This window comes from Campylobacter showae (assembly GCF_963515975.1).
GTDB lineage: Bacteria > Campylobacterota > Campylobacteria > Campylobacterales > Campylobacteraceae > Campylobacter_A > Campylobacter_A showae_F.
This window is the reverse complement of sequence record NZ_CAUPZM010000013.1, coordinates 1-21,134: the sequence shown is the minus strand read 5'-3', so window position 1 is coordinate 21,134 and position 21,134 is coordinate 1. Positions and strand designations below refer to the sequence as shown.

Sequence of the window (21,134 nt, the reverse complement as noted above, 5' to 3'; positions counted from 1 at the left end):
ATTTTACTTTCACGTTTAATGTTGCTTTCACGCTTTGTGATTAAAATATTTATATAGCAAATGCTCGGCGCGGCAAATTTTACCTAAACCCTCCACATTAGCTTTGCTAGGATTATCATTATAGCGCACAAAACAAGAGCGATGACGTGCGGGTATTTGCCGAATGGATCGGGCTTTTTGAGCTTATAGACGTAAAAGAGCGATATCGCCGTGATTAGGCACATTAACCCCAGCACGCCGATCTTGGTTGCGAGCAAAATTTGAAACGGGCTATCCAGCCATCCGTTCTCGCCGCCGAAATAATCCTTTGCCATATAAGCGCCGCTGATAATCAGCAGCAAAAATGCCGTACCGAACACCTTCGCGCTGCCTTTAGTGTAGGCTTTTTTGACGCGAGCGAGGGTATCCTCGTCTATGTGCTTTTTGGCAAACGGAAATATACAAACATCGAAAAATACGTAACCGACGAAGGCGACGGCGCTCAAAATATGAACGATCAGAAAAAATAGATACATTTAAGACCTTTTTTGTTTGATTATATTTAAATCGGTCGTTTAAAGGGATGATTTTGATTAAGGATTGCGCAGAAGAGGGTTAAATTTAAATTTATCGGCGAGGCGCAATTTTGTAAAAATCTTTGTGAGGTCAAATTTGAATAGATTTGTAAATTTAGGATTGCGTAAAAATTAAAAGAAAATTATAAAATCCGCCCGTCAAATTTAACGGGCGGGGTAAATTTAAGGGCGCGTAAAAACGCTAAAACCTTAAATTTAGGTTTGAAGCCCTTGCCAAAACAAGGGCTAAATTTTACTCGACTTCGGCGTCGATGACGTCGTCGTCTTTTTTCTTACCGCCGTTTGCTTGCTCGCCTGCGGCGCCGTCTTTTTTATACATCGCTTCGGCTAGCTTGTGGCTGGCTTCGCTTAGAGTTTTGACCTTCGCGTCGATCTGCTCTTTGCTTGCGTTTTCGTCTTTTAGCGTCTCTTTTAGCTCGTCAAGCGCCTTTTGGATGCGCTCTCTGTCCTCGGCCGGGATCTTTTCGCCTAGCTCGTCGAGGCTCTTTTGCGTTTGGTGTGCGAGCGCGTCGGCTTGGTTGCGCGCCTCTACCGCGTCTTTGCGTTTTTTGTCGTCCTCTTTGTGTAGCTCGGCGTCTTTGACCATGTTATTGATCTCGTCCTCGCTTAGGCCGCTTGAACCCGAGATCGTGATATTTTGGGCTTTGCCTGTAGCCTTGTCTTTAGCTGAGACCGTTAGGATACCGTTGGCGTCGATGTCAAACTCAACCTCGATCTGAGGCACTCCGCGAGGAGCGGCAGGGATGCCCTCTAGGTTAAACTGACCCAAAGATTTGTTGTCGCGGGCAAATTCGCGCTCGCCTTGTAGCACGTGAATCGTGACGGCGCTTTGATTGTCCTCGGCGGTTGAAAATACCTGATTTTTCTTAACCGGGATAGTCGTGCCTTTTTCGATGATTTTCGTCATCACGCCGCCTAGAGTCTCGATACCTAGGCTTAGCGGAGTGACGTCTAGGAGCAACACGTCCTTCACATCGCCTTTGATGACCGCGCCTTGGATCGCCGCGCCGATAGCTACGACCTCGTCCGGATTTACGCTTTTATTTAGCTCTTTGCCAAATGCCTTTTTGACCTCTTCTTGTACTAGAGGTACGCGCGTCGAGCCGCCCACCATGACGATCTCTTTTACTTCTGTTTTGCTTAGGCCGGCGTCTTTTACGACCTCGTTTATCTTGGTGATAGTTTGAGCGACTAGGTCCTCGATCATACCTTCAAATTTAGCCCTAGTTAGCGTCTTTGTGAGGTGTTTTGGACCTGTAGCGTCAGCTGTGATAAACGGTAAATTTATCGTCGTTTCTTGAGCCGAGCTTAGCTCTTTTTTAGCTGTTTCAGCTGCCTCTTTTAGGCGCTGCATAGCCATCACGTCGGTTTTTAGATCGATGCCCGCGTCGCTTTTAAATTCGCTCGTTAGCCAGTCTATTAAGCGGTTATCGAAGTCGTCGCCGCCGAGAAACGCATTACCGCCCGTAGCCAAAACCTCGACCACGCTATCGCCGGTTTCTAGCACCGTAACGTCGAACGTACCGCCGCCTAGGTCGTAAACCATGATCTTTTCGGCCTCTTTTTTATCTAGACCGTAAGCAAGAGCCGCCGCGGTAGGTTCGTTTATGATGCGAAGCACGTTTAGCCCCGCGATCGTGCCGGCTTCTTTAGTCGCTTTTCTTTGGCTGTCGTTAAAATATGCAGGCACGGTGATGACGGCGTCTACGACCGTTTCGCCCAGATAGCTTTCCGCGTCTTCTTTTAGTTTTATGAGCACTTTTGCGGAGATTTCTTGCGGAGTGTAGACCTTGCCCGCGATCTCGATAGCGCACGCGCCGTTTCTATCTACGACGTGGTACGGCAGTCTAGCTTTAGCCTCCTGCGCGTTTTTCTCGTTGCTCATTAGGCCCATTATTCTCTTGATAGAGTAGATGGTTTTTTCAGGGTTTGTGACGGCTTGGCGCTTCGCGCTGTCGCCTACTAAAATTTCGCCCTTATCGGTAAACGCTACGACCGAAGGCGTCGTATTTTTACCTTCTTTGTTCGGGATTACTTTGCTCTCGCCTCGCTCATACACGCTTACGCATGAATTCGTCGTTCCTAGGTCTATACCTATTACTTTTGCCATTGTTTATCCTTTTTATTAAATTTTTATTTTAAATTTTACTTTGCTATCGATACCATCGCAGGTCGCAAAACTCTGCCGTTGATTAGATAGCCTTTTTGTATCACTTGCACGATTTTTCCTTTTTCCACGTCCTCGCTATCGATTTGCAGTACGGCATTGTGGAAATTCGGATTAAATTCGCCCTCGGTTTCGATCGGCGTGATACCGTTTTTTTCAAAACACTTTTTAAACTGATCTATCGTTATATAGATGCCTTCTTTGATTTTTGCCGCATATTCGTCGCCTTCGGTTTCAAAATTTACCGCCATCTCAAGCGCGTCTATCACGGGGAGCAGATCTCGCGCGAATTTTTCGTTCGCATACGTCGCGATGTCCGCTTTTTCCTTTTCGAAACGCTTTTTGATGTTTTCAAAGTCCGCGTTGGCTCTATAATACTTATCCGTTAGCTCCTCAAGCTGCTTTTGAAGCTCGACGTACTTCGCGTCTAGGCCCTCAAAGCTGATACTCTCGTCGAAATTTGACGGGATTTGCTGCTCAAGCTCCACGTTTTCATTCTCGTTCATGCCGCCTCCTTTAGGTTGTTTAAAAATCTTTCATAATCATTGTAAATACTGCCCGCGCAAAGCATTTTAGCCTCTTTGCCGTCAAAATTTACGCCTAGCTTCATGCCTAGGTAGTTCTCGCCGAAAAATACCAAATTTGAGTCAAAAACCATCTCAAAGCTAGGGCTTAGCGCGTTTTTAAAACTCTCTCCGAAAATTTCAAGCGCTATCTTTTCGTTTTCTAAAAAGCGAATTTTAGTGCGCTTTAGCTCGGCTATCTTGTTTCTTAGCTCGTTTAGGCCCACTTGCATACAGGTAAGCTCGAGTCTGTCGAGGTCTATGCCGATGAGATTGCTCAAAAATTTCTCGACTTTCGAGTTAAATTTGAGCGCTATTTCATCCTCGCTAAAGCTCAAAATCAAAAATCTATTGTTTAAATTTAAGACCTCGTTTAGCGTTTGGGTTTTGCTTTCAAAAACCATCGCGTAAATTTCAAATTTATCGCTTAACAACTTTAGTAGGCTAGGATTTGCGATATCTAACGTCTCATCGAAATTTAACCTAGCTCGCCAATAATCTCTCATCGTCGCAGCCGTCGGTATCCTGCCGCCGCTAACGTGAAACTGCGTAATCGCGCCCTCGTCAGAGAGCTTTTTAAAATAAACCCTGATCGTAGAGGCTGGGATCGACATCGCCATACGCGAACCAAGCTCGCTAGAGCCGATCGGAGCGTTGTCGCTAAGATAAGCTTGAATGATAGAATCAAGTATCAGATCTCGCTTGCTCACCTTTATCATATTAGCACTCTCTCCTTTAAATTGCTAGGCGCATTATACAACATTGAGCGGATAATTGTCAAGGGCTATAGTTAAAAAAAATTATTTAGATAACTTTAGCGTAGTAAGCTCAATGTTGGAAAGGTAAAATTTGGTTGAATGAGCGGTATAGGGGAAAAATTAAATATATTTAATATAAGAGGATGGCAAAATTGGTTTTAATGCTAATTTTTTTAAAAATCTAAAATTTGATGTGTTAAATTCTGAAAATAAATTAAGAAGTAAAATTTGAAAGAAAAGCCCCGAAATTGGGGCTTGGGATTATTTATCTCTGAGGTTTAGCTCAGCGATAACTTTTGTGTAAGCTGCGTAATCTTTAGCTTTTAGATATTTCATCAAGCGTTTTCTGCGACCGACTATCTTAAGTAGTCCAAGGCGAGACGAGTGATCTTTTTTGTAGATTTTTAGGTGCTCGGTTAGTTCCTCGACTCTTGCGGTTAGCAATGCGATCTGAACTTCCGGAGAGCCCGTATCTTTCTCTTTTCTAGCGAATTTCGCAACAATTTCTGCTTTTTTAGCCGAATCCAAAGCCATAATGACCTCCTGATTGGTGAGATTAAAAAAGGCGATTATATCATAAAAATCAAAAAATGCGGCACCTGTTTTAAAAAATATTGATTTAATCAAAATTGATTTAATCAAATTTGCAGATAAAATTTAATAAAATATCCGCAAAAAATTTAAGGGGAATTTATGCTTTTGACAAAAGCGAGCGAATACGCGCTGCTTTCGCTGATTTACATAGCGCAAAAAGACGCTCCCTCGGACGTCGATACGATGTCGGGCGAGCTTGAGATATCAAAAAGCTTTTTGGCTAAAATTTTGCAAAATTTGGCTAGAGAGGGTATTTTGGTTTCGTTTAAGGGCGCAAACGGCGGATTTATGCTTGCGCAAAAGCCTGAAGAAATCAGTATAAAAAGAATAATCGAAAGCGCAGAAAAGCGTAAAATGGCGGTATTTGAGTGCTCGATCTCGGCTGATAGCTGTGCCTCCAACAAGGGCGGAATGTGTCAAATTTGGCCTATGTTTAGCGCGCTTCAGTCTAAAATCGACGATTTTTTAGATACGATTACGTTAGCAAATATAATCAAGAAGTAAAATTTGGCAAAACAAAAGCGCAATATCCTAACCCTGGTCGCACCGTTTTTAGAGCCTATCGTAAGGTTTAAGGGGCTCACGATTGTCGGCGTCATAATCGCCATCCTAGCGATCATCATCGTGCCGCTTCCTAGCGCGGTTTTGGATTTTTTTCTTGCGCTTTCCATCTCTATCTCGGTACTCATCATCCTGATCGCCGTTTACGTGCCAAAGCCGACCGACCTTAGCACGTTTCCGACGCTTATTCTCATCATCACGCTTTTTAGACTCTCGCTAAACATAGCCACCACGCGCATGATTTTAAGCGAAGGACACAACGGTCCCGATGCCGTGAGCGAGATCATCTCAAGCTTCGGACAATTCGTCGTAGGCGGCAACTACGTCATCGGCGTGATCGTCTTTACGATCCTCGTGCTTATAAATTTCATGGTCGTCACCAAAGGCTCGACGCGCGTGAGCGAGGTGCAGGCGAGATTTACGCTCGATGCGATGCCTGGTAAGCAAATGGCGATAGACGCCGACCTAAACGCCGGTCTAATCGATGAAAAGACAGCTAGAGAACGCCGCGAAGCAATCATTGGCGAGGCGAATTTCTACGGAGCGATGGACGGTTCGTCTAAATTTATCAAAGGCGACGCAGTCGCTGGCATCATCATCACGATCATAAACATCGTCGGCGGCTTTCTCATCGGTTCGTTTCAGTACGGCCTAGATATGGCTACCTCAGCGCAAAACTACACGATCCTAACGATCGGCGACGGTCTAGTGAGCCAGATACCTGGCCTCATCACGTCGACGGCCACGGCGATCATCATCACTCGCGCGAGCAAGGACGATGAAAATTTCGCCGAGGGCTCGCTAACGCAGCTGCTAGGCGAATATAAAACGCTTCTAATAGTCGGCTTTATACTATTTATCTTCGCTTTAGTTCCCGGGCTTCCGACGCTATCTCTCGGATTTATCTCGCTTTTGTTTTTAAGTATGGGTTATATAATGAAAGAGGTAAAAGAGGGCAAGATAAATTTGACCGCCAAGGCCCAAAGTGCAGTCTCTGCTCAAGGCGAAGAAGAAGGGCAGGCTGCACCAAAACCCCCTAAAAAAAGCGAAGAAGAGATCGCCCGCGAAGAGGAAGCTAAGATAAACGATATCTTAAAGCTTGAAATTTTAGAGCTTGATCTGGGTTACGGCTTGCTAAAGATCGCCGAGACCGATCTCATCGAGCGCATACGAGCGATGCGCCGAAATATCGCGGCACAGCTTGGTTTTTTGATGCCAAAGATCCGTATCCGCGATAATCTCCAACTACCGCCCAACGAATACCGCTTCAAGCTAAAAGGCGTCGTGATCGGGCAGGGAGAAATTTACGCGGATAAATTCCTCGCGATGGATAGCGGACTAGTTAGCGACAACATCGAAGGCATCCCGACTAAAGAGCCGGCGTTTGGCCTAGACGCGCTATGGATCGATGCGAGCGTGAAGGAGGATGCGATACTAAGCGGCTACACGATCGTAGATCCCGCGAGCGTCATCTCCACGCACATGAGCGAACTGATAAAACAAAACGCCGCCGAGCTCCTAACTCGCCAAGAGACGCAAAATTTGCTCGACAAGCTAAAATCGGAATACCCCGTCATCGTCGAGGATACGCTTCGCATCGCGCCTATCGGAGTCGTTCAAAAGGTGCTAAAAGCGCTACTAAAAGACCACATCCCGATAAAAGATATGCTAAGCATCCTAGAGGCGTTAAGCGACATCGCCGAGGTTAGCAAGAATCTCGATATGATCGTCGAGCACGTCCGCACCGCGCTTGCTCGCGCTATCACTTCGCTTTACGTCGATGAGGGCGGGCGGTTAAATTTTTACGTGATGGAGCCTGCCGCGCAGCAAAAGCTGATCGACGCCGTGCAGTATAAAGACGGCGCGTATCACCTGATGATAAACGTCTCGCAGACGTCGGCGATCGTACAGGCTCTGCGCGAGGCGAGGGTGAAGCGGCCGATCTCGGAGTACGGTTCGATGATACTTTGCGTGGAGCCTAGCTTGCGTAAATTTATCGCCGATATCTGCGCGAATTTCGCCATAGATATCACGGTGCTTAGCTTTGCCGAAGTTGCGGCAAATACGCCGTTTGAGACGCTAGGCACGATAGATATATCAAATTTGTAAGGAAGAAAATGACCATCCATCACCTCTCGCACACCGATCTGGACGGATACGGCGCGCAGGTAATAACGAATCACTATTTTAAAAACGTTAAATTTTATAACTCAAACTACGGCAAGGAGATCGACGAGAAATTTGATCAAATTTTGGCTCAAATTTCGGATAAAAGCGTAGCCCAGACGCGGTCAAATTTAAGCGGCGAGCAAAACGAGAGCTTGCAAGATGTGTCCGAAAATCGCGGCGAGGGCGAAGCGGCTAAAAATGACGAAAAAGCGCTTATCCTGATAACGGATTTAAATTTGACCGTGGAGCAGTGCGAAACCTACGAAAAGGCGATCGCAAATAAAAACGCTAAAATTTTGCTCCTCGATCACCACCAAAGCGGAGCCGAGTGCGCGAGCAAATTTAGCTGGTATTTTTTAGATAGCTCAAGGTGCGCGACTAAGATCACGCATGATTTTTTCGCTAAAATTTACGGGGTGGATGCTAGCCTAAATCACTTTAGCGACGTCGTAAATGCGGTCGATATCTGGCTAAAAGACGACGTAAATTTTGAAATGGGCAAGGTCGGGCTCGGACTCGTTGCAAACGCAAAAGAGATAAACAAAACGATGTTTGAGGTTGAAAATTCGCGCTATCTTTTTTATCTAATCAAACGAGCGCGGGAGTTTTTTGACGCGGGAGACGACTATGTCGGGCTTGACGAGGCGATTTTCGGGTTTAAAAAGGACTTTTTTAAAGAGGATAAAAACGATACGCTAAGCAATCTGATCTCAGCCTTCGTCGTAAAAAAACTAAGCGAAGAAAAAGAGAAATTTAGCATAAAATATAACGACCTTAACGGTATTTTGACCTACAATATCGGCAATACTTCAGTTATCGGCAACGATTTTTTAGTCGCGAACCCCGATATTGATTTTTTCATCGACGTTACGAGCAAAAAGACTCTGAGCTTTCGCGCTAACGGCAAAGCCGACGTAAGCTTGATGGCTAAAAATTTAGTCGGCGGCGGCGGACACGTAAATGCTAGCGGCGGGCTTTTTGCGGGCTTTAAGGATAGCTTTAGCTATGAGAACGTAAAAGCGCAGATAACCGACCTAATAACCAAAAAAACGATTTTACAAGGATAGAAAATGAAAGAAATAGAACCTACCGTAGACGAGCTAAGTTACGAGCTTTCGATGATGCTGGAGGCGATGCTTTATTATGCCGGCGTGAAAAAAGATAGGCTTGAGGACGCTGCAGAGACCTACATCGAGTGTATCGACGACGCGCTGGAAAACTCGGGCGCCGAAGGCGTGGACGAGGTGCTCGAAGTCGTCGAATACATGAAGAAAAAGCACGCTAAATTTTTCAAATGAAAACTCTAGCGCAAATTTTACTTTTATCGGCTCTGGCGGCGATACTGGGCGGTTGCGTGTTTTTAAACGACCGCGGCGTGACGACGAAGTACTACAATGAGTGCAAGGAGTACTACGACGCAACGGGCGTCTATCACAAAGAGTGCCCTAAAAACATCATCGACTGGACGGAGTGATGAGCTTAGAAGCGGCTAGAGCGGCGAAGGCTAGGGAGCTGGCGGGCAAAACCTACGCGCCTTTGATGCGGGAGATAGAGGAGCTGGCGGCTAAATTTAAGGGACGCGAATTTGAGCTTAAATTTGACGATATAGTCGAGATAAACGCAAATTTAAACCCAGCCCAGCGCAAAGAGACGCTGCAAACGGCGTTAAATTTACGCTCGTGGCGCAAAGGGCCGTTTAAGATAGACGATATCTTGATAGACAGCGAATGGAGGAGTTTTGTTAAATTTAACCTACTCGCGTCGCACATGGATCTAGCAGATAAGGTCGTGGGCGATATCGGCTGCAACAACGGCTACTATCTCTTTCGTATGTTGACGCAGCGCCCAAAAAAACTGATCGGCTTTGATCCGGGCGTGATGAGCTTTTTGCAGTTTAAATTTATCGATGCGTTCGCGCGCTCGAGTATAGAGTACGAGCTGCTAGGCGCCGAGCATTTGCCCTACTACGGCGTCAAATTTGACGCGCTATTTTGTCTTGGCGTGCTCTATCACAGAAGCGATCCGGTGCGCACTCTAAAAGAGCTAAAAGGCGCGCTAAATGCGGGCGGCGAGCTATTTTTGGACACGATGTATCTTGATATGCAGGGCGATTTTGCCTTGAGTCCAAAAAATACATACTCAAAGATACCAAATATCTACTTCGTGCCGACTATTAGCGCGCTTTTAAACTGGTGCGAGAGGGCAAATTTTAAAGACGCGCAAATTTTGGCTACAAAGTCGACGGACGCGCACGAACAGCGAAAAACGGAGTGGATCTTGGGACAGAGCTTGGGCGATTTTCTAGATCCCGCAGACCCGGCGCGCACGGTCGAGGGCTATCCCGCGCCAAAACGGGTCTATCTAAAACTAAGCGTATAAAAAGGTGAAAAATGGACGAAAATATCTACGACGACAACAGTAGCGACAGCGTGGTGTTGCCTGAGGACGAAAATCCGTTTCGCAACGAGCTAAAAACCTCGCCGAATATAAAAATCGGCCTAAGCGGTGCCGTGACGCAGCTTGAGCCAAATCACGCTAAAACGCGTTTTTTCGCCACTGGCGATATGGTCGCCGATAGCGAGGGGCTTATACACAGCGGGTTTGTTTTCTCTGCGGCTAGCTACGCGGCGATGGCGGCGGTCAATGAGACTTTTAGCGTCGTTATCGGGGCTAAGATACATTTTTTCGCTCCGACCAAGCTAAACGAAGCGATCGAATTCGACGCGCGCTCGCACTTTAACGAGAGTAAAAAACGCGAGGTGCGAGTGACGGGCAAAACAAACGATATAAAGGTGTTTGAGGGTACTTTTCAGGTCGTGATTTTAGAGGATCATATCTTTAAAATTTACAAAACCAACCTGCAAAAACAAGCCGCGCAAAGACGAAACGAAGCAAAACGCAAAGAAGAGGCGAAGCAAAACGCGTAAAATTGCTCAAATTTAAAAGCATACCCGGCGGCGCGGTAAATTTGGCGCCGCTTTTGCTTTCAAATTTTGTTTTGCGCCGTATTGTGGCAAAACCTGCATAAATTTAACGCCAAATTTGCCGCCGTCAAATTTGTCTTTTAAAATTTGGCGCGGCTATTTTAAAACTTTAAAAGATCAAATTTGACCCGCTAAAATCCCATCTCTTTGCTTATCATATCTATCCAAAAGTCCAAATTCGCCCGCTCGGCTTTTAGCGTCGTTTTTTCGCCGTGACCCGGATACAGTATAAAATCTCCCTGTAGTTTTTTGCATTTTAGCAAGCTTTGGCGCATATCCTCGGCGTTTGAAAACGGAAAATCATAGCGTCCGATCGAGCCTCTAAACAAAAAATCTCCGCTAAAGATAACGTCGTCTACGCGCACCATACAGCATCCCGGCGTATGTCCGGGAAAGTGCATAAACTCGATCTCAAAGTCTTCTATGTTAAATTTTACATCCTCAAATTTCACTCCGCCTACGCAGATCGCGTCATGCATCGGCTGCTGTCCGGCGCCCCAAAGGTCTTCGTGAAGCATGAAATTATCGTCTTTATGGATATATACCGGAATATTAAAAAAATTTTTTAAGCTAACATTGTCAAGAACGTGATCGGAGTGTCCGTGAGTGTTTAAAATAGTGAGCGGCGCGTGTGAATTTTTTACGACAAAGTCATATGAATCTTGACCTGGATCAATAATAATTTCGCGCCCGTTTTTGGATACTACGTAGCAGTTAGTTTGATAATCTCCGCATGGTTTTGAAAAAATTTTCACCTTTGTCCTTTTATAAAATTTAATTAAAATAAATTGTATATTTTTTAAGCTTAAAAGTTAAATTTTATAAAAAAATTGTATAATATTTTGGAATTTAAATTTATCGGTGATAATCGTTATGAAAAATTATTCGCAGATCAGCCTGAAGCTAACCGAGTTTTTGGCGAGTTACCTCGAAAAAAGCGGCGCCAGGGGCTTTGTTTTGGGCGTTAGCGGCGGTCTAGACTCTGCCGTCGTAGCCGCTCTTTGCGCACGTACGGGCTTTGAAACGCATGCGCTTTTGATGCCGACAAAGTACTCGAGCGAGCGAAATTTAAACGACGCGCTAAAGCTTTGCGAAGATCTAAAAATAGCGCATAAAATCATCGAAATCCAGCCGATTTTGGATAGCTTTACCGCGCAAATCGGCGAGCCGCCGTCAAATTTGCGCATGGGAAATCTAAGCGCAAGGGCGAGGATGTGTCTACTTTACGACTATTCGGCAAAGGTAAATGCGCTAGTCGTGGGTACTAGCAACAAAAGCGAGCGCCTTCTTGGATACGGCACGATCTACGGCGATATGGCGTGCGCGCTAAATCCGATCGGCGAGCTCTTTAAGACTGAAATTTACGAGCTGGCTAAAGAGCTTGGCATCGATGAAAAAATCATCGCAAAAGCCCCGTCCGCCGACCTTTGGGAAGGGCAAAGCGACGAGGCCGACATAGGCTATAGCTACGAGCGGCTAGATGAGGTCTTGCGTCTAGCTCAGAGCAAAAGCGAGGACGAGTTGGCGCAAGAATTTGATCCAAAACTCGTCGCGACTATATTTTCAAGGATGAGAGCGAATAAATTTAAACTCTCGTTGCCGCCCGTTGCTAGCTTGGACGGCGAGTAAAATTTGAGCTAAATTTACTGCTACGGCAATAAATTTAGCTGAGGTTTTGTGGGAAAAGGGCGAAATTTGACGGCAAAGTCGCGATAGGTTTGCTAAAAGCAGCAGAGGCAAGCTTGGCAAAATATAGATAAAAGCCGTCCAAATATCGGCGCAAAAGCAAATTTAAAAAAGAAACGTAATTCAAGGTAAGATAAAAATAAAAAACAAGGAGGCACAATGGAAGAGATAGCGTTTTATCGACCGTCCATCGACGAGGCCGAAACCACGCTCATCAAAGAGGCCCTAAAAGACCACGGTTTGGCGATCGTGGAGAGGCTTGAGTCCGAGCTTACGGAGTATTTTGGCGTAAGGCACGCCATCACTACAAATAACAACAGCGCCGCCCACCATTTGGCGCTTTGCTCGATGGATCTAAAACGCGGCGACAAGATCATCTGCTCGGTAAACTCCACCCCGAGCGTGGCGCAGGCGATCAGGCACTTTGACGCCGAGCCGATATTCGTCGACATCAACGAAGACGACTTTAATATGAACGCCGAGTCGCTACGAAATACGCTAAAAGTGCACAATCATAAAAAGCTAAAAGGCATATTTGTAAACCACGTCGCGGGACAGGCCTCGGATATGGACGAGATTTACGCTATCGCGCAGGAGTACGACGTAAAGGTACTAGACGACGCCGGCAAGTCCATCGGTTTAACCTATAACGGAGTTAAAATCGGCTCCGATAGTCGCTCGCTCATCTCTTGCTTTAACGTGCATTCACAGCTAACTAACCCGATCGCGACGGCCGGCTTTATGCTAACCGACGACGACGCGGTCGCCGAGCGCGCTAGGTTGCTGCGAAACCACGCGATCATAAAAGGCGGCATAGACAAAGACGGCAACCTAGGCTACGTCTACGACGTCGTCGATATCGGCGTGAAGTATGACCTCACCGGGCTTTGCGCTGCGTATGCTGTGGCTCAGTTTGAAAAAACGGATAAATTTATCGCACGACGCAGGCAAATCGCCGCGCTATACGACGAGGCGCTAGCAGACTGCCCGCACGTCTCGCTTCCGATCAAAAAGCGCGATCACATATATATCCAGTACATCATCAAAATCGACAAAAATCGAGACGGGTTTGCCAAAGAGCTGCTAGAGCGCGGCATCCACACGGCGCTTCACTATAAGCCTATGCATCTTTTAAGCTACTATAAAAGTAAATATTCGCTTAAGGTAAATTCTTTTCCTAACGCGTTAAGGACGTATCAGCAGGTGCTTTCGCTTCCGGTTTATAATGCGCTTAGCGACGAGGAGGCGCACCGCGTGTGTGAGACTATGCTGGAGATAGCTAGAACTCGTGCTTAAGCGCCAAATTTACGCCTTTGCGCAGGAGTATTTTTACGCTCCGAATTTATGGCAAAAGTGCCTAGCTGTAGCGCTTTTGCCCTTGAGTGCGCTTTACTGCGCGGGCGTGATTTTAAAGGCTAAATTTAGCCGAGCCAAGGATTTTGGCTTGCCGATTATCAGCATCGGAAATTTAACTCTAGGCGGCAGCGGAAAGACGCCGCTTGGTATTGCTATCTTAAACGAATTTGAGCGCGGCGTCGTCATTTTGCGAGGCTACGGCAGAGCTTCAAGCGGACTCGTCAAGGTCGCAATCTCGGGCGAAATTTTGGTGGGCGTCACGGTTAGCGGCGACGAGGCGATGGAGTACGCAAAAAGCGTGAAAAACGCAAACGTCATCGTGAGCGAAAACCGCGACGTCGCGATAAAAGAAGCCCTAAATTTAGGCGCAAAGTACGTGTTGCTAGATGACGGCTTCGGCAAATTTCACATCAAAAAATTTAACGTCCTAATCCGCCCGTCCTCAAAGCCTTATTTTGATTTCGTCCTACCTAGCGGCGCGTATCGCTACCCGAGCAAATTTTACGCCAAAGCTGACTACGTCGTAAAAGAGGGCGAGGATTTTATTCGCACAAGCGAAATTTTAAACCCGACGCCAAAGATGGTTTTGGTCACCGCTATCGCAAATCCGCAGCGCCTGGAGCCTTATTTTAGCCTCTGCACCGGGTGCGAGATCTACCCCGATCACTACGCGTTTTCGCGCGATGAGCTAGCGGGGATCCTAGAGCGCTACGGCGCGACCTCGCTTTTGGTCACGCGAAAAGACGCCGTAAAGATGGATGAATTTGGCCTGCCGCTCTCCGTCATCGCGCTAAAAACGACGCTGGCGGATAAATTTAAACGAATTATCAAAGAGAAAATTCTATAATCTGCTAAAAATTTTGGGACGCTTTAATGAAATTCGTACTAACTTCTTGCGCCGATAAGGCCTCGGCTAAAACTCTAGCTAAAAAGCTCGTAAAAGCTAAATTTGCCGCTTGCGTCAGCGTTTTTAAGGCAAATAGCGTTTATTTTTGGGACGGTGAGATAAAAGATGAAAAAGAGCGTGTCTTGCTCGTAAAAACCGCGGTTAAATTTAAAAAAGTCGCTAAATTTATAAAGAAACATCACGACTACGATCTGCCAGAGATTGTGGCTTTTAAGGCGGATAAAGCTAGCAAAAAATACAAAAAATGGATAAAAAAGGAAAGCAAATGAAGCTATTTCAAACTAGAGCAAGCGAGGGCGAGAGCCTAAAAAGCGTAGAATTTAGCCAGGCGCTACTGAGCCCCAGCTCCGCTTACAGCGGGCTTTACGCGCCGACGGAGCTGCCGCGGCTAGATGATAATTTTTTTGCGGAGGCGGTAAATTTAAACTACGCGCAAATCGCTCTAAAAATCATAGAGAAATTCGAATTTGACGCTGATGCGGCGATGTTTGAGAGGGCGGTGAAGCGGTATGAGAGATTTGACGATCCGCAAAATCCCGTGCAGGTGCGAAAAATCGGCGAAAACCTCTACGTAAATGAGCTTTATCACGGGCCTACGCGCGCGTTTAAGGATATGGCGCTACAGCCGTTTGGCGCGCTGCTTAGCGAGCTAGCAGCAAAAAGAGGCAAAAAATACCTCATAATGTGCGCGACTAGCGGCGACACGGGACCTGCGACGCTAGAGACATTCGCGGACGCGCCGGGCGTCAAAGTCGTCTGCCTCTACCCAAAAGACGGCACGAGCGAGGTACAGCGCTTACAAATGATAAATGCAGATGCTGCAAACCTCAAAGTAATCGGCATCGAGGGTAACTTCGACGATGCGCAGCGCGCGCTAAAAAGCCTGCTTGCTAGCGATAAATTTAAAGAGCGTCTAAGAGCTGCCGGACTCTCGCTCTCGGCGGCAAATTCGGTAAATTTCGGCCGAATTTTGTTTCAGATAATCTATCACGTTTACGCTTACGTTTATTTACTCAAAACGGGCGAGCTAAAGGGCGAGTTTGACATCGTCGTGCCTAGCGGCAACTTCGGCAATGCCCTAGGCGCATACTACGCTAAAAAAATGGGCGCGAAAATCGGCAAAATCAAAATCGTCTCAAACGCAAACAACATCCTGACCGAGTTTTTCACGCTGGGGCGATACGATCTGCGCGGCAAAAGCCTGGTTAAGACGATCAGCCCTGCGATGGATATCCTGGTTTCATCAAACGTCGAGAGGCTGCTTTTTGATAAATTTGGCGCCGTGAGAACCAAGGAGCTGATGGATAGTCTCGCGAGCGAAGGCTTTTACGAGCTTTCAAATAGCGAGCTAGACGCGCTAAAAGAGGACTTTGACGCTGATTTTTGCAGCGACGAGGAGTGCGAGAAATACATAAAAGAGTGGGCGGCAAAGGGCGTCGCCGTCGATCCGCATACGGCTACTTGTTTTAAAGCGGCGGCAAATTTAACGCGCCCTACCGTGATAACCTCTACCGCGCACTGGGTCAAATTTGCTCCAAGCATGTTTAAGGCGCTAAAAAACGAAACGCTAAAAGACGAAAAAAACGGCCTTGAGGCCTTGGCAGCGGAGTTTAACGACGAAGTTCCTAGCGCGATAAAGTCGCTTTTTACAAAAGCCGCCGTACATAACGAGATCGCCGCAAAGAGCGAAATAGAAGCTAAAATTTTAGCCTGGATCGAGCGATGATTATCATCCCTGCAAGGCTAGCTTCGACGCGAATGCCTAATAAAATTTTACGCGAAATAAACGGCGTGCCGATGTTCGTCGCTACGGCGCGCAGGGTGAGCGCGGCTGGTGAGGTCGCTATCGCCGCAGACGACGAGGGCGTGGCGCAGATCGCGCAAAAATTCGGCTTTAAAGCCGTGATGACGAGCCAGGCGCATCAAAGCGGAACCGACCGCATCAACGAAGCAGCGGGCATCCTGGGCGTTAAAGACAATGAAATAATCATAAACGTGCAGGCCGATGAGCCCTTTATCGAGCCTGAAAATATCGTCAAATTTAGAGAATTTTGCGAGAAAAACGCGGAGAGGGCATTTATGTTTTCGTGTTTTAAATTTGTCGGCAGTGAGCTAGCGGACGATAAAAACCTAGTTAAGGTCGTGACCGACGACGCGGGTTACGCGCTTTATTTCTCGCGTTCGCGTATCCCGTTTGACCGCGCTGAGTTTGGTGCGTACAAGGCGCATCTGGGCATCTACGGCTACGGCGCGGCAAATTTAAAAAGATTTTGCTCATTTGCACCGTCGACTCTCGAAAATACCGAAAAGCTCGAGCAACTGCGCGCTCTATCAAACGGCGAGAAAATCCTCATGCTCGAAGTGCAAAGCGACAGCATCGGTATCGACTGCGAGGAGGATCTGCAAAGGGCGCGAGCTAAATTCGGAATTGAGGTAAATTAACGCCGCAAGCGCCGAAATTCGGTAAATTTGCCCAAAGGAAAAATGTATGACGAATGAGAAATTTACCGAGCAGGTTACGACTTTGGCGAAATTTTTGCAGACTTACTGCGCCGATAAGCACGCGCTAGAGCCCAAGCGAGAGATAAATTTGGAGCTAATTTATAAGGGCGAAAATTTAAATACTAGCGTCCAGACGCAGCTTTGCGCCGAGTGCGAGCAGCTGTTTTTCTACGCTCACGAGCGGCTTTTGGCCTGTTCGCACGATATCAAGCCGAGCTGCCGCAAGTGCCCGCATCCGTGCTACGAAAAGCCTAGATGGACGCAGATGGCAAAGATAATGAGATATAGCGGCGTGAAACTCGGGCTTATAAAACTTAAAAAGATATTTACCTTTTCAAAAACGACGGAGTAGGGTCGGCGAGAGGCTTAAAGTTTGATAGGCGATTCTACTGCACCGAGCTTCAAAGCTGCAATAACCTAACTATGCCAACCAGTGGCGTAATAGAGCGTTGCAAAATCAATAAGTGTATAACAAATCCATCAAAAGTGCCGTATTTTGGGGATTTAAAAGGGATTAAGTGGTTACCCTGAAAGGATTCGAACCTCTGTTAGCTGATCCAGAGTCAGCAGTTCTACCACTAAACTACAGGGTAACGATAGGCGAAATTATAGCGAGCGAAATTTAAATCAGCTTTAATTATCTCAAATTTTGAGGATAAAACTGCAAAAATCGCCGCTCAAATTTCACAGCCCGAATTTTTCAAGATGCGCTAAAAACTTTTCGGGCGGGTAAAAGCCGATGAGTCGCGCGTTTTTTAGCTCGTCTTGCATGTGGCTACCTGCGTGAAAAAATAGGATCGCAGGCGGTCCGATGAGTCCGAATTTTTTCATTATCTGTGCGTCGTCACTGCTATTTTTCGTTACGTCCACTCGCAAAAGAGTGAAATTTTCCAGTTTTTTTAGCACGGCTTCGTCTTTAAAAGTGATCTCGTCAAGCTCGTTACAGCTAGCGCACCAAGTCGCATAAAAATCGATCAGCGCGGGTTTAGACGAGCTTTTTACCGCATTTTCTAGCTCGGTCAAATTTGAGACGGCGATAAAATTCGGTTCGTTTTTGCCCAAATTTATGCCTGCGCCGCCTGTATTTTTAAAACCTTCGAGCAGATTTAGCGCCGATTTAGCGCCCGAAAACGAGCCCGCGATCAGCAAGACGGAGTAGATAAATGCTAGCAGCGCCGCGCCTTTTAGTAGTTTTTTGCCGCCGCTTTGCTCGCTATTTGTCGCATCAAAAGCTCCGAAAAATACGCTAGCAAACACGCCGATAACGCCGTAAAGCAGTAGCTCCGCCGTAGCGCCTAGTACGCGCGCGCTCAGCCAGACCGCCATTATCAGCATGATAAAGCCAAAAAGCGTCTTGATTTTGTCCATCCAAGCGCCCGGCCGCGGCAAAATTTTACCCGAGCTTGCTCCGATCAGCAGTAGCGGCACGCCCATGCCAACCCCCATCGTAAATAGCGCAAGCCCGCCAAACAGCGCGTTTCCGCTCTGCGCTATGTAAAGCAGTGCACCTGCAAGCGGAGCGGCGACGCATGGGCTAGCGATTAGCGCGGATAAAAATCCCATCACAAAAACGCCGATTATGCCGCCCTTGCTTTGAGCTTTTTTGCTAAGCGCGTTTTGCATGGCAAGGGGCATCTGAAGCTCGTAAAGTCCGAACATCGAAAGCGCGAGCGCGACGAAAACGAGGCTAAAGCCGATCAGTACGGCCGGGGTTTGTAGCGCGCTTTGTACGCCCGAGCCAAAAACGCTAGCCGCCACGCCTGCTACCGCGTAGGCGCAGGCCATCGCAAAAACGTAGACGATAGAGAGGAAAAAGCCGCTCGGATTACGCGAGTTTTTGCTTTTGACGTTTTTAGCGTGCGGGTTACTGCTATCAAATTTGACTGAGTTTTCGTCTACCGCGCTTAAATTTACGGCGCCGTCTTTGCCGCCGCGCGCGCTGCTAGCTTGCTTTGAGACGATGATGGATGATAGGATCGGGATCATCGGAAAGATGCAAGGCGTGAGCGAGAGTAGCAGTCCGTAGCCAAAAAACGTGGCGAGCGAGAGGAGGAAATTTGCGCTGCTAAGGCTTGCGGCGATGGAGTCTTGCTCGGAGAGCGGGGCTTGCGAGCTTGCAAAATCAGGCTCGGCGGCCTCTATGATCTGCGCGACGGAGTAGCCGCCAAGCCCCTTTTTGACGCTAAATTTGAGCACTTGCGGTTGGTAGCAGATGCCGTCTTTGGCGCAGCCTTGGTATTCGAACTTTAGAGTGAAATTTTCGCCGCCGCTAAGCCCTTTTAGTAAATTTATCGGCACGAAAAGGCTAAATTTACCAGTATAAACCTCGCGTTCTTCGTAAATTTCGCCTTTTGGGAAGTTTAGATGCGAGTTTAAAATTTTATCGCCTAGGCTCGCTGCTAGGCTATCTTTGTAGACGTGTATATTTGGCGCCGGGGCGAATCTAAACTCGACGTTTTGTTCGTCGGCGTGCGCGGTGAGACCGAAGGCTTCTTTGACCGAAAGCGGTTCGGCAAACATAGCGCAGCAAGTCAGAATCGCCGCAAAAATCATCCTAAAAATCATAATATTCCTTGAAATTTTTGTCGTATTTTACACAAGCTCCCATAAAGTCAGCGTTAAATGTTAAATTAAGAGGCGTATTTTAGCTAAATTTTAATTATTTGATAGTAACATTTTAAAAATGCCCAAAGGAGGTTTAGAGTGAGTAAAAACGGCACGGATAGCGTGAAATTCGACTACGAGCACGAGCTTAGAAAGCTGCAAATCGAGCTTTTAAAATTTCAAAATCACGTAAAAGAGCAGGGTCTGCGCGTACTCATCATCATCGAGGGGCGTGACGCGGCGGGCAAGGGTGGCTCGATAAAGCGCCTAACCGAGCATCTAAATCCGCGCGGATGCCGCATCGTGGCGCTTGAAAAGCCAAGCGACGTCGAGCGCTCGCAGTGGTATTTCCAGCGTTACGTCGCGCATTTACCGAGTGCGGGCGAGATCGTGATCTTTGACCGCTCGTGGTACAACCGCGCTGGCGTGGAGCCCGTTATGGGCTTTTGCACACAGGAGGAACACAAGGAGTTTTTGCGCGAAGTGCCTAAATTTGAAGAGATGATCAAAAACTCGGGCATCATTTTCTTTAAATTTTACCTCTCGGTTTCAAAAGAGGAGCAAAAAAAGCGCTTCAAAGAGCGCCTCACAGATCCGCTCAAGCAGTTTAAAATCTCCCCCGTGGATGAAAAAAGCCAGGAGCTCTGGGATCAATACACTATCGCCAAATACTCGATGCTGCTAGCCTCAAATACGCCGTTTTGTCCGTGGACGATCATCGTCTCAGATAGCAAAAAGCAGGCTCGCATAAACCTTTTTAGATACATCCTAGCAAATGTCGAATATCCGAAAAAGATAGACGCCAAAAACTTTGAGTGCGATAAAGGTATCGTAAGGAGCGGCGAGGAGGAGATCCGCCAGATGGAGGCAAATCTCAAAAACGAAAAGCTATCCAAGATGAACGGATAGGGCGTCGCGGGTCAAATTTGACGCACGGCACAGCAAACGGCTTCGCGAGATTTTGCATAAATGTGTCAAATTTGACTCGACCGTTAAATTTATACGCGGGCAGCCAAACCCGCGCCTTTTTGATACGAACGGCGGTAAAATCAGCGCTTGCTTGTTTTATAAAATATAAATTTGCCAGCGGTTATGGCAAATTTAACAAAGCCGAACGGGGCTAATTTTAACTCAAATTTGCCAAATTTTACCGGCGTCGGCAGATCAAATTTAAGCCTCGCAGAGCCGTTACTCGCGCATTTTATAGCCAAATTTAAACATCCTCCACATCATCCACGCCGTACCATGCACCCACGAGCAGAGCTTGAGCCGTCGCCGTTATCGCCGCGTCCGCGTAGTAAAGCACGGAGCCTAGGTTTGCTTTTAGAAAAAATACCGTGAGGCTAGATACGACAGAGACTATGAGTATGATGTAATGAAATTTAATGGAGGATTTTGATAATTTAAAAGGTGTGAGAATTTGAAATTGTACGATTTTGAGTAAAATTTTAATAGCCCAAATTCACGCGGGCTATTAAATTTAGGAAAGTTTACTTAGTCGCGTTTTTATCCGCTTTATCTTCAGCCTTTACCTCTTTCGGTGCTACATAATCCTCCCCAAAATAAGCCTTCTTTATCTCTTCTTTTTTGATTGTGGCTTTCTTTTCGTAGATTTTGTATTCAGGCTTCCAGTAGTTTAGCATGTTGTTTAGTCCGCTGTGGCCTACCTCGGCGTGACAGCTAGCGCAGGTTAGTTGCTTATCGGTAT

At 46.8% G+C, this 21,134-nt stretch carries 22 protein-coding genes, 1 tRNA gene and 1 pseudogene; 15 read left to right on the top strand and 9 right to left on the bottom strand.

What is annotated here, in order from left to right; translation table 11 throughout:
- Positions 1-83: 83 nt before the first annotated feature.
- The 5 genes from RWM02_RS06040 to rpsO all read right to left on the bottom strand — a co-directional run bounded on the left by RWM02_RS06040 (position 84) and on the right by rpsO (position 4,597).
- Entirely contained in the window at positions 84-515 is a 432-nt protein-coding gene (locus RWM02_RS06040; RefSeq protein ID WP_314070098.1) for a trehalose-6-phosphate synthase, read from the bottom strand.
- Positions 516-807: 292 nt separating this feature from the next.
- Positions 808-2,685, bottom strand: a complete 1,878-nt coding sequence (gene dnaK, locus RWM02_RS06035; RefSeq protein WP_314070097.1) for a molecular chaperone DnaK — start codon at positions 2,683-2,685, stop codon at positions 808-810.
- A gap of 35 nt (positions 2,686-2,720) precedes the next feature.
- On the bottom strand, positions 2,721-3,248 hold the full coding sequence (grpE, locus tag RWM02_RS06030) for a nucleotide exchange factor GrpE (RefSeq protein ID WP_314070095.1): 528 nt from the start codon (positions 3,246-3,248) through the stop codon (positions 2,721-2,723).
- Entirely contained in the window at positions 3,245-4,024 is a 780-nt protein-coding gene (locus tag RWM02_RS06025) for an HrcA family transcriptional regulator (RefSeq protein WP_314070092.1), read from the bottom strand. Before RWM02_RS06025 ends, grpE begins: the two co-directional genes overlap by 4 nt.
- Before the next feature lie 300 nt (positions 4,025-4,324).
- Positions 4,325-4,597 (bottom strand): 30S ribosomal protein S15, encoded by a 273-nt coding sequence (rpsO, locus tag RWM02_RS06020; protein WP_002952011.1) that lies wholly within the window; start codon positions 4,595-4,597, stop codon positions 4,325-4,327.
- A gap of 159 nt (positions 4,598-4,756) precedes the next feature.
- On the opposite strand from rpsO, the gene RWM02_RS06015 reads away from it, so the two are divergent.
- Genes RWM02_RS06015 through RWM02_RS05985 form a run of 7 tightly spaced genes read left to right on the top strand, consistent with a single transcriptional unit; the run spans position 4,757 to position 10,314 of the window.
- Positions 4,757-5,161 (top strand): RrF2 family transcriptional regulator, encoded by a 405-nt coding sequence (locus RWM02_RS06015; protein ID WP_314070089.1) that lies wholly within the window; start codon positions 4,757-4,759, stop codon positions 5,159-5,161.
- A 3-nt stretch (positions 5,162-5,164) separates the two neighbouring features.
- Positions 5,165-7,327, top strand: coding sequence for a flagellar biosynthesis protein FlhA (gene flhA / locus RWM02_RS06010; protein WP_314070086.1), 2,163 nt, complete (start codon positions 5,165-5,167; stop codon positions 7,325-7,327).
- An 8-nt stretch (positions 7,328-7,335) separates the two neighbouring features.
- A complete protein-coding gene (locus tag RWM02_RS06005; protein WP_314070083.1) occupies positions 7,336-8,454 on the top strand; it encodes a DHH family phosphoesterase in 1,119 nt (372 codons plus the stop codon).
- Between the two features lie 3 nt (positions 8,455-8,457).
- A complete protein-coding gene (locus RWM02_RS06000) occupies positions 8,458-8,685 on the top strand; it encodes a hypothetical protein (protein ID WP_002945055.1) in 228 nt (75 codons plus the stop codon).
- The gene (locus RWM02_RS05995; RefSeq protein WP_122874065.1) at positions 8,682-8,861 is read left to right on the top strand and encodes a hypothetical protein; all 180 of its coding nucleotides are present in this window, start codon (positions 8,682-8,684) and stop codon (positions 8,859-8,861) included. Before RWM02_RS06000 ends, RWM02_RS05995 begins: the two co-directional genes overlap by 4 nt.
- Positions 8,861-9,766: a tRNA 5-methoxyuridine(34)/uridine 5-oxyacetic acid(34) synthase CmoB gene (cmoB, locus tag RWM02_RS05990; protein WP_314070081.1), complete on the top strand. Its 906-nt coding sequence runs from the start codon at positions 8,861-8,863 to the stop codon at positions 9,764-9,766. The genes RWM02_RS05995 and cmoB overlap by 1 nt, the downstream gene beginning before the upstream one ends.
- A gap of 11 nt (positions 9,767-9,777) precedes the next feature.
- The gene (locus RWM02_RS05985; protein ID WP_314070078.1) at positions 9,778-10,314 is read left to right on the top strand and encodes a PaaI family thioesterase; all 537 of its coding nucleotides are present in this window, start codon (positions 9,778-9,780) and stop codon (positions 10,312-10,314) included.
- Positions 10,315-10,502: 188 nt separating this feature from the next.
- Here the strand turns inward: RWM02_RS05985 and RWM02_RS05980 are convergent, their stop codons facing one another.
- Complete coding sequence (locus tag RWM02_RS05980) at positions 10,503-11,126, bottom strand: MBL fold metallo-hydrolase (protein ID WP_314070077.1); 624 nt, start codon at positions 11,124-11,126, stop codon at positions 10,503-10,505.
- A gap of 118 nt (positions 11,127-11,244) precedes the next feature.
- On the opposite strand from RWM02_RS05980, the gene RWM02_RS05975 reads away from it, so the two are divergent.
- The 7 genes from RWM02_RS05975 to RWM02_RS05945 all read left to right on the top strand — a co-directional run bounded on the left by RWM02_RS05975 (position 11,245) and on the right by RWM02_RS05945 (position 17,174).
- The gene (locus RWM02_RS05975; protein ID WP_314070074.1) at positions 11,245-12,000 is read left to right on the top strand and encodes an NAD+ synthase; all 756 of its coding nucleotides are present in this window, start codon (positions 11,245-11,247) and stop codon (positions 11,998-12,000) included.
- Positions 12,001-12,216: 216 nt separating this feature from the next.
- Positions 12,217-13,353: a DegT/DnrJ/EryC1/StrS family aminotransferase gene (locus RWM02_RS05970; RefSeq protein WP_314070071.1), complete on the top strand. Its 1,137-nt coding sequence runs from the start codon at positions 12,217-12,219 to the stop codon at positions 13,351-13,353.
- The gene (locus tag RWM02_RS05965) at positions 13,346-14,260 is read left to right on the top strand and encodes a tetraacyldisaccharide 4'-kinase (RefSeq protein WP_314070068.1); all 915 of its coding nucleotides are present in this window, start codon (positions 13,346-13,348) and stop codon (positions 14,258-14,260) included. The genes RWM02_RS05970 and RWM02_RS05965 overlap by 8 nt, the downstream gene beginning before the upstream one ends.
- A gap of 26 nt (positions 14,261-14,286) precedes the next feature.
- Positions 14,287-14,589, top strand: a complete 303-nt coding sequence (cutA, locus tag RWM02_RS05960) for a divalent-cation tolerance protein CutA (protein ID WP_314070066.1) — start codon at positions 14,287-14,289, stop codon at positions 14,587-14,589.
- Entirely contained in the window at positions 14,586-16,046 is a 1,461-nt protein-coding gene (thrC, locus tag RWM02_RS05955) for a threonine synthase (protein ID WP_314070063.1), read from the top strand. The genes cutA and thrC overlap by 4 nt, the downstream gene beginning before the upstream one ends.
- Positions 16,043-16,762, top strand: a complete 720-nt coding sequence (gene kdsB / locus RWM02_RS05950) for a 3-deoxy-manno-octulosonate cytidylyltransferase (RefSeq protein WP_314070060.1) — start codon at positions 16,043-16,045, stop codon at positions 16,760-16,762. Before thrC ends, kdsB begins: the two co-directional genes overlap by 4 nt.
- A gap of 46 nt (positions 16,763-16,808) precedes the next feature.
- The gene (locus tag RWM02_RS05945) at positions 16,809-17,174 is read left to right on the top strand and encodes a nitrous oxide-stimulated promoter family protein (RefSeq protein WP_314070058.1); all 366 of its coding nucleotides are present in this window, start codon (positions 16,809-16,811) and stop codon (positions 17,172-17,174) included.
- A 167-nt stretch (positions 17,175-17,341) separates the two neighbouring features.
- Here the strand turns inward: RWM02_RS05945 and RWM02_RS05940 are convergent.
- A tRNA-Gln gene (locus RWM02_RS05940) sits at positions 17,342-17,415 on the bottom strand.
- A 91-nt stretch (positions 17,416-17,506) separates the two neighbouring features.
- On the bottom strand, positions 17,507-19,387 hold the full coding sequence (gene dsbD / locus RWM02_RS05935; RefSeq protein WP_314070056.1) for a protein-disulfide reductase DsbD: 1,881 nt from the start codon (positions 19,385-19,387) through the stop codon (positions 17,507-17,509).
- A gap of 138 nt (positions 19,388-19,525) precedes the next feature.
- On the opposite strand from dsbD, the gene ppk2 reads away from it, so the two are divergent.
- Positions 19,526-20,335, top strand: a complete 810-nt coding sequence (ppk2, locus tag RWM02_RS05930; RefSeq protein ID WP_314070053.1) for a polyphosphate kinase 2 — start codon at positions 19,526-19,528, stop codon at positions 20,333-20,335.
- A 581-nt stretch (positions 20,336-20,916) separates the two neighbouring features.
- On the opposite strand, the pseudogene RWM02_RS05925 reads toward ppk2, so the two are convergent.
- A pseudogene (locus RWM02_RS05925) lies at positions 20,917-21,134 on the bottom strand (cytochrome C); the annotation flags it as partial.

What these genes read in the sequence shown, in the direction of transcription:
- RWM02_RS05945 (WP_314070058.1), top strand. Translation starts at nt 16,809, where the DNA reads ATGACGAATGAGAAATTTACCGAGCAGGTTACGACTTTGGCGAAATTT.
- cmoB (WP_314070081.1), top strand. Translation starts at nt 8,861, where the DNA reads ATGAGCTTAGAAGCGGCTAGAGCGGCGAAGGCTAGGGAGCTGGCGGGC.
- RWM02_RS05970 (WP_314070071.1), top strand. Translation starts at nt 12,217, where the DNA reads ATGGAAGAGATAGCGTTTTATCGACCGTCCATCGACGAGGCCGAAACC.
- RWM02_RS06040 (WP_314070098.1), bottom strand. Translation starts at nt 515, where the DNA reads ATGTATCTATTTTTTCTGATCGTTCATATTTTGAGCGCCGTCGCCTTC.
- RWM02_RS05975 (WP_314070074.1), top strand. Translation starts at nt 11,245, where the DNA reads ATGAAAAATTATTCGCAGATCAGCCTGAAGCTAACCGAGTTTTTGGCG.
- thrC (WP_314070063.1), top strand. Translation starts at nt 14,586, where the DNA reads ATGAAGCTATTTCAAACTAGAGCAAGCGAGGGCGAGAGCCTAAAAAGC.
- RWM02_RS06025 (WP_314070092.1), bottom strand. Translation starts at nt 4,024, where the DNA reads ATGATAAAGGTGAGCAAGCGAGATCTGATACTTGATTCTATCATTCAA.
- RWM02_RS06005 (WP_314070083.1), top strand. Translation starts at nt 7,336, where the DNA reads ATGACCATCCATCACCTCTCGCACACCGATCTGGACGGATACGGCGCG.
- RWM02_RS05995 (WP_122874065.1), top strand. Translation starts at nt 8,682, where the DNA reads ATGAAAACTCTAGCGCAAATTTTACTTTTATCGGCTCTGGCGGCGATA.
- RWM02_RS06000 (WP_002945055.1), top strand. Translation starts at nt 8,458, where the DNA reads ATGAAAGAAATAGAACCTACCGTAGACGAGCTAAGTTACGAGCTTTCG.
- rpsO (WP_002952011.1), bottom strand. Translation starts at nt 4,597, where the DNA reads ATGGCTTTGGATTCGGCTAAAAAAGCAGAAATTGTTGCGAAATTCGCT.
- RWM02_RS06015 (WP_314070089.1), top strand. Translation starts at nt 4,757, where the DNA reads ATGCTTTTGACAAAAGCGAGCGAATACGCGCTGCTTTCGCTGATTTAC.
- dnaK (WP_314070097.1), bottom strand. Translation starts at nt 2,685, where the DNA reads ATGGCAAAAGTAATAGGTATAGACCTAGGAACGACGAATTCATGCGTA.
- dsbD (WP_314070056.1), bottom strand. Translation starts at nt 19,387, where the DNA reads ATGATTTTTAGGATGATTTTTGCGGCGATTCTGACTTGCTGCGCTATG.
- cutA (WP_314070066.1), top strand. Translation starts at nt 14,287, where the DNA reads ATGAAATTCGTACTAACTTCTTGCGCCGATAAGGCCTCGGCTAAAACT.
- RWM02_RS05985 (WP_314070078.1), top strand. Translation starts at nt 9,778, where the DNA reads ATGGACGAAAATATCTACGACGACAACAGTAGCGACAGCGTGGTGTTG.
- kdsB (WP_314070060.1), top strand. Translation starts at nt 16,043, where the DNA reads ATGATTATCATCCCTGCAAGGCTAGCTTCGACGCGAATGCCTAATAAA.
- grpE (WP_314070095.1), bottom strand. Translation starts at nt 3,248, where the DNA reads ATGAACGAGAATGAAAACGTGGAGCTTGAGCAGCAAATCCCGTCAAAT.